Raw genomic sequence first — 17,155 nt, forward strand, 5'->3', positions numbered from 1 at the left:
GCGCGCCGGGTCGGGCGGAACAGCATCTTATACGCAGATCGTTTGATGGTTTACTCTAATCTCTAACGAGTCTGATACGGATCCTTTTCGAGAGGGCATGAACGCGGCGGGGCACCATGCTACGATTCCCCCGTCTCAAAAAAGCGTTGAAGCGATGCAGAAGAAATTTGTGATGCGCGGGTACGAGATGAACTGCGAACCGCGCGTGACGGAGGACGGCAAGTACGCCGCCCAGGTCGAAGTCACGAAGCTGGGTTTCAGCCGCGAGGCGGCATTCCGCAAGCTGGGCGAATTCGACACGGAAGCCGAAGCCGTCGCCTATGCGAAAAAATTCTCCGAAGAGTGGTTGAGCCGCTACGCGTAGCGCGTCGTCGCCCGTGCAAGACGGGTGCCGGCATGACCAGCAGGCGCCGCATTGTGTGCCACCGGGCCCTGGACGGGGGCCATTCAAAGCGAAAGACACGACGGACGCCCATGCACTGTGTGGACAGCGCGCGCCATCGCGCCATCAAGCCTTGGCATCGCTACTACGTCTGGATCGTCATGTCGAGCGATGTCCCGCGACGTGAACGCGGTCGATCCGCGGATAGCAATGCGCGGCCAGCCCGCATTCATCTCTGATCGTTGTCAATACCCGGGGAAGTTTGTAGATTCATTCCCCGTGTTGTGAGGTATCGTTCGGCAATCGATTGACGGCAACGCAACCGGAGACTGCGAATGACCACCTTGTCCATGCAGACCGCCGTTCACGGTAAAACTGTCCAGGTCATGTTGTCGCTGGAGTGTCGTACCGCCAGAATTTACATCGTCGACGACGAAGCGGGCAGCCATCCGCCGCGTACGATGAGCATCGAACAATACGTCAACGCCGGTATGGCGGACGACGAAATCGCCCGGCATGTGCTCGAAGTCGTCGCGATGTCGATCGAACAGCTTGCGCGGCTTCGGCCATACGACCGCGCGACAGGCGCCAGATTGCGCTATTCACACTGATCACACGGATGCCGGTACGCCGGGATCGCTCCGACCACGTCCTGCAATCATCGCGCCTTCAGCGACGTGAGTTCGAGCCGATAAGCCGTGACCGCACGCCTGGATTCGTAGTCGGCGGTCGTCGACACGTTGCGGCCGACGTCTCGCGACAGCAACCCCTGCAGCGCGGCCACGGCGAAAAAAGTCACGCAGGTCCGGCGTCGCAGGCTTCCAGAAAACCGGTGACGGCGCGGATGCTTTGGGTACGGCAGCCGTTCTTGTGATGCTCCCATCCTGGGACAACCGCATCATTTCTTCCCCTTCGATCAGGTATCAATCGGCGAAGCGACGTAAGGTCCTCGATTGCATGGCGGGCAACGTATTTGTTTGTTTTAAGAAGTGCTAATAGATAGATCGACGCGAATATTCGCTGCCAATACGCGCGATTCGATTTCTGCAACCGAATGCAATCGCCTTACGCCGGCATGTACGTGAACGGCTCGCCATCCTCCCGCTCGACGGACAGCAGCCGCTTGAGTTGATCGAGCGCAAACAACTGCTTTCCTTCTGCCGCCGCTTCGGCTATCGCAGCATCGACGAGTTTCCTCGCCCGCGCGAGAATCACGGATCGCTGACGCGCGATCTCAAGCACCATGCGTTGCTCGACGTTCTGCCGGCTCGATTGCCTGTCGCTCAGGTGACGCCAGCGATCGCGAAGCTCGGCCCAGGTGACGCGCTGAAATTCCGGAATCGCGCGCGGGAGCGTACCTGCTTCCGCGGGTTCGGGCTGCACGCGCAACGCACAGCGCAGCGCTTCGCGGGCGCGCCACTCATCTGAAAACGGTGCATACACGTCGCGCGAGCGACCGATCGGGTGCGCGCGCTCGATTTCCTTCTCGAGCAGGTAAGTCAGCCGCCGCAGCGCGGAGCCGTGCGCGAGCATGGCTGGATCGAGCGCGCGGATCCGGCGCGATGCATCCGCGACGTGAGCCTTCAGTTCCCACAGCGTCAGACGGAGATGCTGCACTTCGAGTATCAGGCGCTGGACGTCTGCATAGGTGCACTGTGTCCACCATTCGGTGAGGTCGTTCAGCTTCGGAGGATCGAATGGGGGGAGGATCATTTTTACCGCAGAGATACTGTATGGATGTACAGTTTATCGCGCGGTAACATAGCGCCGTCAAGGCGAAAAAACGGGGACGGCCCACGGTCGTAATGTCCGGCAGCGCGGCTGCTGCCAGCGGGCATTGCGGCTCGTGCATCGGCTCCGCACGTTCGCCAACTCCATTCCGAACATCACAGCATGATCCGGTGCGCGCCATCGCGAACGTCGATGGATGTGCCGGATGTATCGACGCCAACCGAGAACAATGACGACAACCTATCCGCTGCACGACGCATTGACGTACGCCGACACGGCGTTTCCCGCCGACGCCGACATCGTGATCGCCGGCGCCGGCATCATGGGCTGCGCGGCCGCGTACTACCTTGGCCTGCGCGGCCTGAAGGCCGTCGTGCTCGACAAGTCGCGCATCGCCGGTCAGCAATCCACTCGCGCGTGGGGCTTCGTGCGGCAGCAGGGCCGCGAGTCCGCCGAAGTGCCGCTGATGATGGCCGGCATGCGGATCTGGGAGGGGCTCGAGCAGGCGCTCGGCTTCGACCTCGAATGGCGGCAGGGCGGTTGCCTTTATATGGCGGACAACGAAGAGGACTGGGCGTCGTTCCAGGCGTGGCTCGCCGTCGCGCGCGAGCACGGGCTCGACACGCGCACGCTGACGCGTGCGGAGATCGACGAGCGTGTGACCGGCCTGTCGACGCAAGCGCGCACGCTCGGCGGGTTGTACACCGCGACCGACGGGCAGGCCGAGCCGCGCCGCGTGGCCGCCGCGTTCGCGGCGCGCGCAATCGAAGCCGGCGCACGGTTCTTCGAAGGCTGCGGCGTGACGGCGATCGAGACGGCCGGCGGCGCGGTCGTCGGCGTCGTGACCGAGCGTGGCGCGATCCGCACGCGGCGGGTGATCTGCGCAGCCGGCGCGACCAGCTTCCGGCTGCTCGACGGTGTCGGCATCCGTCTGCCGCAGCAGGCCGTGCGCGGCACGTGCATGCGCACCAACGTGCTGCCCGACGTATCCGCATCGACGATCTGGGGGCATGGCCTCGGTATTCGGCAACGCAAGAACGGCGCGATCAATCTCGCCGACGACATGCAGGTCGACGTCGACCTGACGCTCGGCCATCTGCGCGGCTTGAGCCTGTTCTGGCCGGAGTTCTGGTCACAGCGCGAGAAATTCCGGTTGCGCCTGAATGCGGCGGCATGGCGCGATGCATGCGTGCGCATCGGCGGCACAACCGGGCCGATCGAGCCGCGCGATCCGCAGCCACAGCCGAATCGCGCGCATGCGCCGCGCGCGCTCGCGAAACTGAAGGCGATTTTCCCCGCGCTGAAGGACGCGCAGATCGTCGAGGCATGGGCCGGCCTGATCGACGTGCTGCCCGACGGGATCCCCGTGATCGACGCGCCCGGCACGCCGTCCGGGCTCGCGATCGCGACCGGGTTCTGCGGGCACGGCTTCGCGATGGGGCCGATCGTCGGGCGGCTGCTGGCCGAATGGGTCGATACGGGCGAGCCGTCGCTCGATCTGTCGGCGTTCCGTGCACGGCGTTTCGCAGACGGAACGATGGTCCGCCCGCGCAGCATGCTGTAGCGGACGGGGCCGCGCGTTCCCGTCGTAGAATCGAGCCCGCATCCTTCAGGAGATTCCCCGTTGGCAACGCCTTCCGCCAAACACCGCTCGTTGCGCGCCCGCCTGCGTCGTGCTCGCAATCCGTGGCAGGCGCCGCGTGCACGCACGCTGTTCACGCGCCCCGCGACCTCGCCGCGGCGCACGCTGCTGTTCCGTCTCGGCGCGGTCGTGATGCTGTGCATGCTCGCGTTTCTCGTGCTGTATCTCGATCGCGACGGTCTGCGCGATTCGACCAAGAGCACGCCGATGAACGTCGCCGATCTCGTGTACTTCACGATGGTCACGGTCGCGACGGTCGGCTACGGCGACATCGTGCCGGTCACGGCGCGCGCGCGTCTGATCGATGCGTTCTTCATCGTACCGATCCGCATCGGTATCTGGTTCATCTTCCTGGGCACGGCGTATCAGTTCGTGATCCAGCGCGTCATCGAGGAATTCCGCATGAAACGCCTGCAGAAGCAACTGTCCGATCACATCGTCGTGTGTGGTTATGGCCTGTCGGGGTCGATCGCCGTGCGCGAACTGCTCGAGAGCGGTGTCGATCCGTCGACGATCATCGTGATCGATGCGCAGCAACAGGCGCTAGAGGCCGCGACGTCGCTCGGCGTGACGGGGCTGCTCGGCGATCCCGCGCATGAAGACCTGCTGCAGCAGGCGCAGGTGCGTGCGGCGAAGGCCGTGATCATCTCGGTGACCGACGATCCGACCGCGATCCTGCTGACGCTGTCGGTGCGCAGCATCGCGCCCGAGACGAAGATCGTCGTGCGGATCCAGGAGAACCTGTATCAGCGGCAGTTGCGGCAGGCGGGCGCGGACGTGATCGTGTCGTCGACGAAGATCGGTGCGCTGCTGCTCGCCGATGCGGTGCATAGCCGCTACATCGTGCCGTTCGTGAACGACATGCTGTCGACGCGCGGGCGGGCGACGCTGCTGGAGCGCGAGGCGTTGCCGCACGAGATCGGCTGCATGACGAACGTCGTGCCGGGCGTGATCATCGTCGGGCTCGATCGCTGCGGGAAGATTCAGTCGTTCTACGAGGATCCGCCGTGCCGGATCGAGGCGGGCGATACGCTGGTCGTGATTCAGTCGGCGCGGATTCCGGATCCGGATGTGTGAAGGCGCTTTGAATTTTGTAAATTCATATAATTCAATGGGTTGAGTGTTTGTATTTAAATTGAATTGCTATTTTTTCCTTTGTGTTCAGGCGCCATGTAGGCACCCGGAAGCAACATCAATCCACGTCGATCTTCATTGGAATCGATTGCTCGGAGCTGGGTTGCGCGGCAGTAAATCCGCAACAGGTATATTTCTCAACGATTTTAATAAATTGGCCAATGCATCTCCATCAGGGTTGCGTCTCGATAGCCGAGGTTGTTAAAGCGATTGCCATCTGTATGGCGCCACCTCCTAATTATGAAATGTTGGTGCAGTAGTGGGATGATGCGGATAGGTGTCCCATGGAGGTTCACGATACTTCTGTCGTAAAGAAAGAGGTGTTGGAGTGGCTGGAGCGATACAAGATGCGGGCGCTCTTGCCGACTATATCGGATGCATTCCGATATTCGGAGGCAGCCGCTGTTTTAGATCAGCATTTACAGAATGCTCAAGAGCGAGGGCCGCGGTGGTTTGACGTGAGCGTGACGGGAAGGCCGAGACGAAGCGATGATGTACATAAAGAGGCTACATCGATATTGTCGTATATGACCAAATCGTGGGTTCGAGATGAGCGGGCCTTCCATGAGGGGAGGTTGAATGGATGGCCAAACTGCGATTTCGATCATATCGAAGGTTTTTACGGGAGCGCTGGGGCCTATAGGCGGTTCGATGAGATGATGTTCGATCATAGATAGTGATTTTTCTTGCGGAATTTTGAATTAAAAACTCGGGATTGGATCACGGGATTGGTGATGCTGACGAGGTCGCAGCGTCGTCGATCGACGAGGGCGATGAATCGGCCGAGAGCCAAGGGCCCTGGTTGTCAAATTCTGACTTGCTGATTCAAAAATTTTCGGATGCTTCCGAAAGTGAGAGAAAGCGTGGCTTGTCTGCAAATGAGATGGCGGTAGCATTCGGCGGCACTGGTCATGACCATCTCAAGCTAGGACATCACCGCGGTGCCGCATACATGCGTCAATTACTGGAATCGACCGGACAGAAACGCGATAACGTCGGGTGCAGCGACGGTCATGACCGTGCCGTGATCCTTGCCCGGGTAGGTCTTGTACGCCAGCGACGGAGGCGGTGTCGTTGCTTGCAGCCGCGAGACGAGTTCGCTCGTAAGCGTCGGTTGTACGAACACGTCAGCCGTACCTTGAAGGATCAGCGTGGGCGCCGTCAATCGGAAGTGGGGGGCAACCGCCGGATCATTCGCGGCGAGATAGGCTTGCATTTCCGGCACGCTACTCCACTGCGGATTGAAGCCGGCATATCCGGCAGATGTCTTCGTCGAGATCAACCGACCGATCTGACCGAAGGCCGCGAATACGCACTCAGTTTTCAGATCCGTCAACTGGGACGCCAGATCGGCTCCCATCAGCTTCGAAACGTCCACATTGGGCGATTCGACTTGCACCGCGACAGTCAGCATACCGACGAACAAATTCTGGATTGCGGTGTAGAGCGCGGCATTCGCGGGATCGCTAGCGGCCATCTCGCTGAGTCCGTCGATTGATGCGGCGACAGACGCGAAGGGTGCGATGGCGACGGTGCCACGGAAATCCAGGCCGGTGGCTTCTCCGACAAAACGCTGGAGTTCGAGGACACCGCGTCCGCCTTCCGAATGTCCGACGGCCGCCCAACGGATGGACAGCGGCATATCGGTCTCACGCGACGCTACTACCGCCGCAATGATCGATCGCGCCTCGCTTGCTGAACTGTAGTATCGGTATGGGGTCTTCTCGGCCGGTCCCAGGCCTTCGAAATCGGGAGCGACCACCGCATAACCTGCATGGACCAGCGATTCAATGAAGTCGCTGTAATGGCTCGGGAAACCTTGCGCGGTCAGTCCTCCGTCGAGTGTGTCCAGCGTCAGGCTCGGTGCACATGTGGCTTGACCCGCGGTCGTCGTGCCGTGCGCCCACGCGACGATCGGCCATCCGCCCGCGGGTGCATTGCCCTTCGGAACAAACAGCAACGAAGTTGCGGGTGTACTGCCGCCGGCCGTTGCCGGCATCGTATAGGTGAGAAGCGTTGCATGCGCGTCCGGTACCGACGTGACTGCCTGAGGTACTGCCGACATCAGTCTGGCATACCCGGTATTGACGTCATCGTCGCCTCCGCAGGCTCCGAGCGTCAATGTCATCGCCATCATCCATGCAGTAAGCGCTCTCCGCCCTCGTGATTCGCATGAACGTCGCGCAACGGATGCTGTCTTGGGATGCTTTCCATGAACGTTGAACGAGCGAGATGAACTTGCTCGCTTTACCTCAGTCGATGAGGTCCGACAGTTTTCTTCGTGTTTATTCATGGTGTGCAGAGTCGGTCAACTGTTGAAGGGAAGGACTGCGAACTCAGCGGAAGCATGCCGAAAACCATGCGCGCCGCGCGTTCCTCACGAGCCCATTACTCCAGCGGGATCGCTTCAGCGCGGCGCTTCGACACATGAGTCGACGGGATCGCAGCGGATCAGAACCGATGTCGAATGGCGACGCGAATCGCGGTTTGGTGATTGGAGGTCGACGGCGTCAACTGATTGATGGACGCGACGGCGACCCGACCGGTCGAATCGGTCCCGCTGGCACGCTGATAGGTGCCGACGAGGTAGACGTCGGTGCGCTTCGAGAGGAAGTAATCGGCTCCGACGGAAGCCTGATTGTAGTGAGCCCCACCTTTGGAATCGGCGCCGCTGTTCCTCGTGTAGACATACGCGGCACCGATGAGGAATGCCGGCGTGAACTGGTATTTCACGCTCGCTTCGACGTTGTCGAACTTTGCTGTTCCGGCGATGCCGCCAGCGGGAACCGGTCCGCTCGACGTGTCGCCAAGATGACGGAACTGTGCGTTGGAGTAGTTCGTTCCCAACGTCAGCGCGCCGATCGTATACGCGGCACCGGCGCCGATCACTTGCAGCGAATGCGCCGACGCATAGCCCGAGATCACCGGCGATGCGCCGAAGTTCGAGCCCGGCACTTCATTGACGGTGGCCGCGACGGTTCCGCCGGAGCCGTAGAACGACGTGTTCGGGTTTCGGACGTTGAGATAGCCGGCGCCCAAAGAAAGTGGACCATTCACGTAACTGGCACCGGCCGACCAGATCTGATTGCGGCCCGTATGTCCCGCAACACCGCCGAGCGAGTAGAGCGCGGTTGCCGTCACGCCATGAAAGAGCGGGCTGGTGTACTTGATCGCGTTGTTGACGCGGTTGGTATTGTTGAAGTTGTCATTGTCGGACGGGTGAGCGGCCATGGAGCCGCCCCATTGATCACCCACCTCGAATATGCCGAGCGTATCGACGACGGAATCGTATTGTCGTCCGAGCGTTACCGTGCCATACGGGCTGGACAGGCCAACGTACGCCTGCCGACCGAATCCGAGGCCGCCTTGGCCGAGTTTGCCGGTATTGACGTCAAACCCGTTCTCCATCACGGCGATCACACCATAACCACTGCCGAGATCCTCCCGTACACGCAGCCCCCAGCGGCTGCCATTCAGGACGCCGCTCGAGAGATTGTAAAGATGATGGCCAGCCGCGTTGCTGACGTAGTTGGCACCTTCATCCAGAATCCCGTAGAGCTGTACGGTGCTTTGCGCACTTGCTGTACCGCTGACGAAGCCTGCCGCTGCGCAAAGCGCAATTGCCTTTCTCATTGAACGTCTCCAAAGTCTCTTCTAAATTTATTTCGCCGTGACGTGGCGATTCTTGGATAAAAAATCGATTCGTAAGCCTTACTAAAATGAAACGATGAGTCTCCTTGGAAAGAGACTTCAGCTCGGCACAACAGAATCTACATGGTCCAGATATCGCTACGTTCGATGATTAGATTCGCCACCACCATCATCGTCAATCGGTTGGTCTGCCTGATTCCGTGCATTGGAATGCGTATGATCCGAGGCCGTGCGGGTAGGGTGGAGACCCCTACGGGTAAACCGCGTCAAGTTGGCAGGAGCGAAGCGAGGTAACGATCCGGTGCTGACTCGTCCTACCAGAGACAATGTCAAGCGTACACAGATCGCCAAGCGTGACGGAGACGCTATCGGATTGGTCGCCAATCGTTGTTTTATCCGCGCAGTCCGAGACGGGTATTCGTCGTAGAGCAGGAGATCTTGCGAATGAGACGCCGGGTTCTGTGCCCTACGGACACGAAGGGGCAGCACGGGCGCGTCCAGGCTGGTGATCGCGGTTCGTCGCGAGCGTCGCGAAGCACTAACTCGAGATCACGTGCGGACCGTTTGAGTGCCGGCACGACTTGTTTTATGAGCGCGTCGGTATCCCGTCGACGTGATTGAATTCCACCGCGGCATATGTCGCGACACGTTTCTTGTCGTGCGTTGTTTCATTTGGAACGGCTGTGCACCGGCCGTCGAATCGGCGGCCGGTGCGCGTGGCGATGTGGCAGGGCAGATCAGACGATCTTTCGCGATCGCAAATCGGCAACCTCGTGTGCGTCCAGTCCGATGCCGGCGAGAATTTCATCGGTATGCTCGCCGGTCAACGGTGGTCGCGTATGGATCTCCGGCGGCGTGCGCGACAGCGATACCGGAGTCGCGAAGATCGGCACCTTCTTCGGTGCACCGGGATAATCCATCCAGTGGATCACGTCGGCAGCCTTGATGGTTTCGTCTTCCAGTGCCTGGCGTGGCGAATTGACGGGGCTGGCCGGGATACGCGCCTGCTCCAGTTCGGCCAGCGCGTCGGCGAGCGTCTTGTCTGCGCACCATTCGCTCATCAGTTCGCTCAGGAACGCACCGTTCTCGCCGCGCAGCCTATCGTCGGCGAAGCGCGGATCGTCGAGGAGTTCCGGTCGGCCCATGAGTTGGGTCCACCGCTTGAACATCGGACGGCCGATGACCTGGGTGATGAACCAGCCGTCCGTCGCCTTGAAGATGTCGGACGGCGCATAACCGGACGCGCGGTTCAGCGTGGCCTGGCGATCCAGCCCGAGCAACGCTTCCTCGATCAGCGCGCCGCTGGCCATGTTCAGTCCCGTGCACAGCAGCGACGCGCTGACTTCCTGTCCCATGCCGCTGCGCTGGCGTTCGTAGAGCGCCAGCATGACGCCGAGCGCGCACGAGAACGCCGTGGCGAAGTCCACCACCGGAACCATGGCCTTTTGCGGTCGATCCGGCGTACCCGCAATGTACACCGCGCCGCTCAGTGCCTGGCCGACGCCATCGAAGCCTACACGGTCGCGCACGGCTTCGCTGTTGCCGAATGCATTGGACGCAACGAGGATGATGTCGGGTTTGATCGCGCGCAGGCTGTCGTAGTCGAGCCCGAGGCTCTTGAGCGTGCGGGGCGGCATGTTGGCGATCACCACGTCGGCATCGACGACCAGCTTGCGCACGATATCGCGCCCCTCGGGGCTGTCGAGATCGAGCGTCATCGAGCGCTTGTTGCGGTTGACCTGCAAGAACAGCGCGCCTTCGCCGTGTTCGGTCACGGGTACGATATATCGATCCTCGCCGCCGCCGACGCGATCGATGCGGATCACGTCCGCACCATAGTCGGCCAGCAGCGCCGAGCAGAACGGCCCGGCGATGAAGCGTCCGAAATCGAGGACCTTGATGCCTTCGAGTACTTTCATGTTTCGTGTGCGGTTGAGTCAGGCGGAGGTCGCGGCAGCGCGCACTTCGTCGAGCGCGCCGGGATTGTCGAGTGACGACAGGTCGCCCGGGGGCTGCCCGCAGTACACGCTACGGATCACGCGCCGCATGATCTTGGAGCTACGCGTCTTCGGCAGTTGCGCGACCACATGTACTCGGCCCGGCCGGAACGGGCGACCGAGACGCTTGTCGACGTGGCCGGACACGATGGCCTCCAGATCCGCCCCCGTGCCACCGGCGCCGGGCTTGGGCACGACGAACACGACGAGTTTCTGCCCCTTGTCCGCATCGGCGACGCCGATCGCGGCCGCTTCAGCCACGTCCGGCAGTTCCAGCACGACTTCCTCGACCTCGGCCGGCCCCAGGCGCTTGCCGGCGACTTTGAGCGTGTCGTCGGAACGGCCCATCATGAAGTAGTTGCCATCGGACGTGCGCAGCGCCAGGTCGCCATGGACCCAGATGCCGGGGATGGTTTGCCAGTAGGTTTCCAGGTAGCGTTCGTCGTCGCGCCAGAACGACTGCGTCATGCCGACGAACGGCGCACGGATCGCGAGCTCGCCGATTTCGCCGGTCACGCTCTGGCCGTCGCCATTCACCACATCGGCGGCCACGCCGGGCGAGACGGTATTGAAGCCGCTCGGCGGAATCGGCCGGATCGGGACGCTGGCGAGCAGCGCACCCGACGCCTCGGTGCCGCCCGTGTAGTTGATGACGGGCGCCGTGCCGTCGCCGAAGCGCTGCAGGAACCAGTTGAAATGCTCGGGCGCGATGCCTTCGCCCGCCGTGATCAGCAATCGAACGGTGGAGCGATCACCCGCGAGCGCGAGCGCCTCGTGGCTGGCCATCCCGCGGATCAGCGTGGGCGCCGATCCGAAGTGCGTGACGCGGTGACGTTCCACCACACGCGACATGCGCGACCAGTCGGGGTAATCGGGCGCGCCGTCGTAGCACACCAGCGTCGCGCCCCGCAGCAGCGCGCAGCCGAGCACCAGCGTGCCCGCGATCCAGCCCATGTCGGCGGGCCAGCAGTAGACGTCGCCGGGATGCACGTCGAAGTGAACCAGCGAATCGTGCGCGATCTTGATCGGGAAGCTGCCGTGCGTATGCACCACGCCTTTGGGCTTGCCCGTGGTGCCCGACGTATAGATCACCATGAACGGCGTATCGGGCGTGACGGACACCGGCGGGACGCCGTGGCCCTGTCCGGCGCTCGCCGTTTCCTGCCAGTCGAGGTCGCGCGCGTCCTGAGCGGTGTCGCCTTCGCCACGCTTCCAGATCACGTGTTCGAGCAACGGCAGTTGGCGCCATGCGTCGCGCAGCGCGCCCTGTACATCCACGCGCTTGGTTCTGCGCGAGAAGCCGGTGGATGCGATCACGATGCGCGCCTCGGCAGCCGACAGACGCGCCACGATCGCATCGACCCCGAAGCCGCTGAACAACGGCACGACCAGCGCGCCGAGATGCACGATGGCCAGCAACGAGACGGTCGCCTCGACGCCGTTCTCCATCAGCAGGCCGACGCGGTCGCCCTGTTTGACACCACGCCGCACGAGTCCTGCGGCGAAATCGCCGACGCGCTGCTCCAGCTCCGCGTAGGTCAGCTCGCTGACGCTGCCGTCTTCCCGCTCGGCGACAACGGCCTTTTGTTGCGCAGTGGCGGGGTTGCGCGCCCAGCCATAGATGGTGTTGACCCAGTTGAGCTTGCCGCCGGGGAACCAGCTCGGAAACTGCGGGCCGCGCGACAGGTCAGCGTAGCCTGTCGGCAGTGCGTCCCATGCGATTGCGCATTCGTCCATCACGGTATTCCAGTAGCGTTTGGGTTCCGCGATCGACACACGCATCAGTTCTTCATACGACGGCACGCCCAGTGCGTGCATCAGTTTCACGATGCCGGCGTGCTGCAGCTCGCGCTGGCCGGGTTGCCACACCTGGCCGGATTCATGGTTGCTCATGATCGGTCTCCTGCCTTATGCGCGCTCGACAATCATCGCGATGCCCTGGCCGCCGCCGATGCACATCGTTTCAAGGCCGTAGCGGACCTTGCGGCGCTGCATTTCGTGCAGCAGCGTGCTCATGATGCGGACACCCGTCGCGCCCACGGGGTGGCCCAGCGAGATGCCGGAGCCGTTCACGTTGAGCCGGTCGTCCAGTGCATCCATGGAGCTGCCCCAGCCCTTGACGCACGCCAGCGCCTGGCACGCGAACGCTTCGTTGAGCTCGATCAGGTCCATCTGGTCGAACGTCAGGCCAGTGCGTGACAGCACCTTCTGCACGGCAGGCACCGGACCAATGCCCATGCGGGCCGGATCGCAGCCGGCGGCGGCCCAGCCGACCAGCCAGCCGATCGGCGTCAGGCCGAGTTCGTCGAGCTTGTCCTCGGCCACGATCAGGCAGGCGGCGGCCGCGTCGTTCTGCTGGCACGCATTGCCGGCCGTGACGACGCCGTCCTTCATGATCGTACGCAGCTTCGCGAGGCTTTCCAGTGTGGTTTCGCCGCGCACGCCTTCGTCCTGTTTGACGATCAGCGCATCGCCCTTGCGCTGCGGCACGGCGACGGGGACGATCTCCGCGTCGAAATGCCCGGCCTGCTGGGCGGCGGCGGCGCGCTGGTGGCTTCGCGCAGCGAAGCGGTCGGACGCGTCGCGCGTGATGTCGTATTCGCGCGCCAGCGTCTCGGCGGTTTCGATCATGCCGCTGATACGGCCGAAGCGGCTTTCCGGTTGCGAGCGTTCACGGCCACGGTCGAGCCGGTCGTGCATCGTGACCGAGCCCGCACGCTTGCCCCAGCGCATGTCGGTCGTATAGAACTCGACGTTGCTCATGCTTTCGACGCCGCCGGCCATTACCACGTCGGCCGCGCCGGTCTGCACCATCATGGCTGCCGTGGCGAGCGCCTGGACGCCGCCGCCGCAGCGCCGGTCCAACTGCATGCCGGCCACTTCGATCGGAAAACCCGCCTGCAGCGCGACCCAGCGCCCGGTGCACGGCGTTTCGCCGCTCGCATAGCTTTGCGCGAACACGACGTCGTCGATGCGTGCGGGATCGAGCCCGGTACGCTCAACGACGGCGCGCGCGACGGTCGCGCCGAGTTCCTCCACGGGAACGCCCTTCAGCGCTCCGCCAAACGCGCCCACGGGGGTGCGCAGCGGGGAGACGATGGCTGCTCGTTTCATTTCGAATGCCTCTTGAATGTCATCAATATTCAGCCACCCTCGAGCGCGTGTCACGCGCCGGCAGCCATGTTCGTTGCAATGCCGTAGCCGGATCAGCCGTAGCGTCCGCCCGTGACGTGCAGCACTTCGCCGCTGATGAAGCCGGCGCGCTCACTGGCGAGGAAAGCCACCGCGTCGGCGATATCGTCCGGACGCCCGACGCGCTTGATCGGCTGCGCGGCCACGGCGCGTTCCTTGATCGTTTCGTAGGTCGGCAGCGCTTGAACCATTTCCGTTTCCATGAAGCCCGGCGCGACGCAGTTTGCCGTGATCCCGTAGCGGCCTTCCTCCATCGACAGCGCTTTGGCCATGCCGATCAGGCCGGCCTTCGCAGCCGAGTAGTTGGCCTGCGTGGGATTGCCCAGATAGGCGCGCGAGCTGATGTTGATCAGCCGGCCCCAGCCCTGCTCGATGAAATGCGGCATGACGGCCCGCGCGGCCAGGAATGCGCCCTTGAGCATGACGTTCATGACGAAATCCCAGTCGTCTTCGCTCATCTTCACCAGGTACTTGTCGCGCGGTGCACCGGCGTTGTTCACCAGGACGTGCACGCCACCGAAATGCTCGATCGTTTGGTCGACGAGGCGCTGGACGTCGGCTTCCCGCGTGATGTCGCCTACGATGCAGTGCGCGGCCAGGCCGTCGTCCTGCAGCGCCTTGGCCGTGGCTTGCGCCAGTTCGGCATTGATGTCGGTGATGACGACGCTCGCCCCTTCCTGTGCGAGCCGGCGCGCGGTGGCGGCGCCCAGGCCGCGAGCCGAGCCCGTGACGATGGCAACTTTGCCGGTCAAACCCAGATCCATGTGTGTCTCCTGAAGAATTGCGTTTCAGCGCAGATCGACCCGCGCGTTGGTCAAAACCACCACGTTGCGCTCCACGGCCGTGACGCGCAGTGAAACCGTGTTGCCGCGTACCCACATCTCGGTGCGCAGCGTATCGCCCGGCCAGGCCGGCGCGGTGAAGCGCACGCGCATGCCTGCAAAGCGAGTGTCGTCGTAGGCCAGCACCGCACGCAGCACGGCATGCGCTGCGACGCCCATCAAGGCCATGCCGTGCAAAATGGGGCGGGGAAACCCTGCCGCAGAGGCCACGGCCGGATCGGCGTGCAACGGATTCAGGTCGCCGCTCAATCGGTAGATCAGTGCCAGTTGCGCCGGGGTGGCCAACTCGCATACACAGTCCGGCGCTCCGTCAGGCATCGCGTGCGGTGTCGGCAGGGCGTTGGTGCTCCCGCCTTCGCCGAACCCGCCATCGCCGCGCAACAGGCTCAGCTGGACGACGGTGGCGAGCAGGTTTCCCGTCTCGGCATCGGCGATGTCGCGCGTCTGCTGGAGAAACGCGCCTTTGTTTTCCCCTTTGTCCCACAGGCCGGTGATGCGCGTCGTGCCCGTGACGCGGCCGCTGGCCGGTAGGGGCGCGTGAATCCTGATTTCCTGCTCCGCGTGCAGGATCTTTTGCCAGGTGATGCCCGTGTCCGGTTCGCGTGCCCAGAAGCCCGGGTACGCGAGCACGTTCGCCATGGTCGGCAGCGCACGTAGCGAACCACCATCCCTGCCTTCGTAGACGTAACGCAATTGACGCGCATCGAGCGGGTCGGCGCCGAGGCCCAGGCCGAGCGCGTAGAGCTGGGTGTCGCGCAGCGAGTACGCATGCTCGATGGACGGGAACGGGCGAGACAGCAAATGATCGGGCTGGAGCGGCATGGTCGACGTAACGGCAGTTGATTCGAGCGCTTACGATGGAACCGGCTCAAACCGCGGTCAACGGATTACCGAACGTTGTTCCGTACCTTGACAGGAGCTGCCGTACCTATCGTGGCCAATCGCCAATGCCAGCCTTGTCGTGGCACTTTCATTCTGCGGAACGTTTTCGATGGATCGGTTGTATCGCGTTGTGGGCCGGCGCAGGATCGGAGCATGTTCATCCTTTCATCTGGCGTACCGACATGATTCGCGATCAAGAAACGCTCAACGGCCTGCTCGAGTCCATCGCCCGCTTCGTACGCGAGCGACTGATGCCCAATGAGGAACTCGTTGCAGAAACCGACGAGATTCCCGACGACATCGTCGCCGACATGAAGGCGATGGGCCTGTTCGGCCTCACCATTCCGGAACGCTTCGGCGGTCTGGAGCTGACCATGGAAGAGGAGGTGCTGGCGGTGTTCGAACTGTGCCGCGCGTCACCAGTATTTCGGTCGCTGCTGGGCACCACTGTGGGCATCGGTTCGCAGGGCATCCTGTTCGACGGCACGCCCGAGCAACAGGAGAAATACCTGCCGCGACTCGCGACTGGCGAGCTGATCGCGTCCTTCGCACTGACCGAACCGGAAGCGGGCTCCGACGCGGCGTCGCTTCGTACCACGGCCATCCGGGACGGCGACGACTACGTGGTCAACGGCACCAAGCGCTTCATCACGAACGCGCCGCATGCGGGCATCTTCACGCTGATGGCGCGCACCAATCCGGAAGACAAGGGCTCGGGCGGCATCTCGGCGTTCATCGTCGACGCGAAGACGCCGGGCATCAGCTTCGGCAAGCGCGACAAGAAAATGGGGCAGAAGGGCGCGCATACCTGCGACGTGATCTTCGACAACGTGCGCGTGCCGGCGGCCAACCTGATCGGCGGGAAAGAGGGCCAGGGTTTCAAGACGGCGATGAAGGTGCTGGACAAGGGCCGCATCCACATCGCCGCGGTATGCGTGGCCGTGGCCGAGCGAATGCTGTCGATGGCGTTGTCATATGCGATGGAGCGCAAGCAGTTCGGCAAGCCCATCGCCGATTTCCAGCTCGTGCAAGCGATGCTGGCTGACAGCAAGGCCGAGATCTACGCGGCGCGCTGCATGGTGGTGGATGCCGCGCGCCGACGCGACGACAAGCTTCCGGTCAGCACCGAGGCCTCATGCGCGAAGCTGTTCGCGTCCGAGATGTGCGGTCGCGTGGCCGATCGTGCGGTACAGATTTTCGGCGGTGCCGGCTACATGGCCGAATACGCGATCGAGCGCTTCTATCGCGATGTGCGCCTGTTCCGCATCTACGAGGGCACGACCCAGATCCAGCAGGTGGTGATCGCCCGCAACATGGTTCGTGACGCTCAATGAAGCGCGACGTGGAGGGTGCAATGAGCGGTTTCGCCGAGCATGCCGAAGCATTGCGCGACGAGGCGACCGAAGCCGAACGATCGTGCGCACGCCTGAGCCGGGACGGGGTGCGGCGCGATGCCGCGAACTGGGCGTGGGTGGGCGGCGGCGCGCACTATGACTGGATGGATCACACATCGCTGTTCATGCACCGCGACTGACGCTGGTTTCGGGCATCTGCATGCCGCACCGATGCCGTCAGCAGGTTGGCTGAGTGCTGTTCGTCGTCGCGATGCCGATAGTGACTCCCGGCAGACATCGTGTGAATGCAGATGCCCGGAGGCAGGTCCGATGCATCGCGAACGCCGCCGCGGATCCCGCGCATCGCC

15 protein-coding genes are annotated in these 17,155 nt (G+C 63.0%); 6 read left to right on the forward strand and 9 right to left on the reverse strand.

What is annotated here, in order from left to right:
- The first annotated feature begins 154 nt into the window (after window positions 1-154).
- The gene (locus tag AC1Z3W_RS07395; protein WP_006759801.1) at window positions 155-364 is read left to right on the forward strand and encodes a hypothetical protein; all 210 of its coding nucleotides are present in this window, start codon (window positions 155-157) and stop codon (window positions 362-364) included.
- Between the two features lie 353 nt (window positions 365-717).
- Window positions 718-993 (forward strand): hypothetical protein, encoded by a 276-nt coding sequence (locus tag AC1Z3W_RS07400; RefSeq protein WP_057924847.1) that lies wholly within the window; start codon window positions 718-720, stop codon window positions 991-993.
- 47 nt (window positions 994-1,040) lie between these two features.
- Here the strand turns inward: AC1Z3W_RS07400 and AC1Z3W_RS07405 are convergent, their stop codons facing one another.
- Together AC1Z3W_RS07405 and AC1Z3W_RS07410 are read right to left on the reverse strand one after the other, a co-directional pair.
- Window positions 1,041-1,181, reverse strand: coding sequence for a hypothetical protein (locus tag AC1Z3W_RS07405; RefSeq protein ID WP_260428163.1), 141 nt, complete (start codon window positions 1,179-1,181; stop codon window positions 1,041-1,043).
- A 266-nt stretch (window positions 1,182-1,447) separates the two neighbouring features.
- Window positions 1,448-2,095: a hypothetical protein gene (locus AC1Z3W_RS07410; protein WP_057924848.1), complete on the reverse strand. Its 648-nt coding sequence runs from the start codon at window positions 2,093-2,095 to the stop codon at window positions 1,448-1,450.
- Between the two features lie 247 nt (window positions 2,096-2,342).
- Here AC1Z3W_RS07410 and AC1Z3W_RS07415 point away from each other — a divergent pair, with 247 nt between their 5' ends.
- Window positions 2,343-3,677 carry an NAD(P)/FAD-dependent oxidoreductase gene (locus AC1Z3W_RS07415; protein WP_124832273.1) on the forward strand — a complete coding sequence of 445 codons (1,335 nt, stop codon included), beginning with the start codon at window positions 2,343-2,345 and terminating at the stop codon, window positions 3,675-3,677.
- 60 nt (window positions 3,678-3,737) lie between these two features.
- Complete coding sequence (locus AC1Z3W_RS07420; protein WP_483507370.1) at window positions 3,738-4,832, forward strand: potassium channel family protein; 1,095 nt, start codon at window positions 3,738-3,740, stop codon at window positions 4,830-4,832.
- A 1,018-nt stretch (window positions 4,833-5,850) separates the two neighbouring features.
- Here the strand turns inward: AC1Z3W_RS07420 and AC1Z3W_RS07425 are convergent.
- The 7 genes from AC1Z3W_RS07425 to AC1Z3W_RS07455 form a co-directional block, all read right to left on the reverse strand.
- Window positions 5,851-7,017: an alpha/beta fold hydrolase gene (locus tag AC1Z3W_RS07425; protein WP_141661783.1), complete on the reverse strand. Its 1,167-nt coding sequence runs from the start codon at window positions 7,015-7,017 to the stop codon at window positions 5,851-5,853.
- Between the two features lie 323 nt (window positions 7,018-7,340).
- Entirely contained in the window at window positions 7,341-8,522 is a 1,182-nt protein-coding gene (locus AC1Z3W_RS07430) for a porin (protein WP_057924852.1), read from the reverse strand.
- A 755-nt stretch (window positions 8,523-9,277) separates the two neighbouring features.
- A complete protein-coding gene (locus tag AC1Z3W_RS07435) occupies window positions 9,278-10,459 on the reverse strand; it encodes a CaiB/BaiF CoA transferase family protein (protein WP_057924853.1) in 1,182 nt (393 codons plus the stop codon).
- Between the two features lie 18 nt (window positions 10,460-10,477).
- Window positions 10,478-12,430 (reverse strand): AMP-binding protein, encoded by a 1,953-nt coding sequence (locus tag AC1Z3W_RS07440; protein WP_057924854.1) that lies wholly within the window; start codon window positions 12,428-12,430, stop codon window positions 10,478-10,480.
- 15 nt (window positions 12,431-12,445) lie between these two features.
- Window positions 12,446-13,651: an acetyl-CoA C-acetyltransferase gene (locus AC1Z3W_RS07445; protein ID WP_057924855.1), complete on the reverse strand. Its 1,206-nt coding sequence runs from the start codon at window positions 13,649-13,651 to the stop codon at window positions 12,446-12,448.
- Between the two features lie 92 nt (window positions 13,652-13,743).
- Entirely contained in the window at window positions 13,744-14,493 is a 750-nt protein-coding gene (locus tag AC1Z3W_RS07450; protein ID WP_057924856.1) for an SDR family NAD(P)-dependent oxidoreductase, read from the reverse strand.
- A gap of 24 nt (window positions 14,494-14,517) precedes the next feature.
- Window positions 14,518-15,393 (reverse strand): MaoC/PaaZ C-terminal domain-containing protein, encoded by an 876-nt coding sequence (locus AC1Z3W_RS07455; protein ID WP_057924857.1) that lies wholly within the window; start codon window positions 15,391-15,393, stop codon window positions 14,518-14,520.
- A gap of 242 nt (window positions 15,394-15,635) precedes the next feature.
- On the opposite strand from AC1Z3W_RS07455, the gene AC1Z3W_RS07460 reads away from it, so the two are divergent.
- Both AC1Z3W_RS07460 and AC1Z3W_RS07465 read left to right on the forward strand, forming a co-directional pair.
- Window positions 15,636-16,787 carry an acyl-CoA dehydrogenase family protein gene (locus tag AC1Z3W_RS07460; protein WP_057924858.1) on the forward strand — a complete coding sequence of 384 codons (1,152 nt, stop codon included), beginning with the start codon at window positions 15,636-15,638 and terminating at the stop codon, window positions 16,785-16,787.
- 20 nt (window positions 16,788-16,807) lie between these two features.
- A complete protein-coding gene (locus AC1Z3W_RS07465) occupies window positions 16,808-16,987 on the forward strand; it encodes a hypothetical protein (protein WP_057924859.1) in 180 nt (59 codons plus the stop codon).
- The last annotated feature ends 168 nt before the right edge of the window (window positions 16,988-17,155 follow it).

The sequence above is a fragment of the Burkholderia sp. 10_S31 genome (assembly GCF_056930375.1).

Excerpts from the sequence above, each read along its gene's own strand:
- AC1Z3W_RS07440 (WP_057924854.1), bottom strand. The coding sequence starts at position 12,430 with ATGAGCAACCATGAATCCGGCCAGGTGTGGCAACCCGGCCAGCGCGAG.
- AC1Z3W_RS07430 (WP_057924852.1), bottom strand. The coding sequence starts at position 8,522 with ATGAGAAAGGCAATTGCGCTTTGCGCAGCGGCAGGCTTCGTCAGCGGT.
- AC1Z3W_RS07410 (WP_057924848.1), bottom strand. The coding sequence starts at position 2,095 with ATGATCCTCCCCCCATTCGATCCTCCGAAGCTGAACGACCTCACCGAA.
- AC1Z3W_RS07395 (WP_006759801.1), top strand. The coding sequence starts at position 155 with ATGCAGAAGAAATTTGTGATGCGCGGGTACGAGATGAACTGCGAACCG.
- AC1Z3W_RS07455 (WP_057924857.1), bottom strand. The coding sequence starts at position 15,393 with ATGCCGCTCCAGCCCGATCATTTGCTGTCTCGCCCGTTCCCGTCCATC.
- AC1Z3W_RS07415 (WP_124832273.1), top strand. The coding sequence starts at position 2,343 with ATGACGACAACCTATCCGCTGCACGACGCATTGACGTACGCCGACACG.
- AC1Z3W_RS07425 (WP_141661783.1), bottom strand. The coding sequence starts at position 7,017 with ATGACATTGACGCTCGGAGCCTGCGGAGGCGACGATGACGTCAATACC.
- AC1Z3W_RS07445 (WP_057924855.1), bottom strand. The coding sequence starts at position 13,651 with ATGAAACGAGCAGCCATCGTCTCCCCGCTGCGCACCCCCGTGGGCGCG.
- AC1Z3W_RS07465 (WP_057924859.1), top strand. The coding sequence starts at position 16,808 with ATGAGCGGTTTCGCCGAGCATGCCGAAGCATTGCGCGACGAGGCGACC.
- AC1Z3W_RS07460 (WP_057924858.1), top strand. The coding sequence starts at position 15,636 with ATGATTCGCGATCAAGAAACGCTCAACGGCCTGCTCGAGTCCATCGCC.
- AC1Z3W_RS07435 (WP_057924853.1), bottom strand. The coding sequence starts at position 10,459 with ATGAAAGTACTCGAAGGCATCAAGGTCCTCGATTTCGGACGCTTCATC.
- AC1Z3W_RS07450 (WP_057924856.1), bottom strand. The coding sequence starts at position 14,493 with ATGGATCTGGGTTTGACCGGCAAAGTTGCCATCGTCACGGGCTCGGCT.
- AC1Z3W_RS07400 (WP_057924847.1), top strand. The coding sequence starts at position 718 with ATGACCACCTTGTCCATGCAGACCGCCGTTCACGGTAAAACTGTCCAG.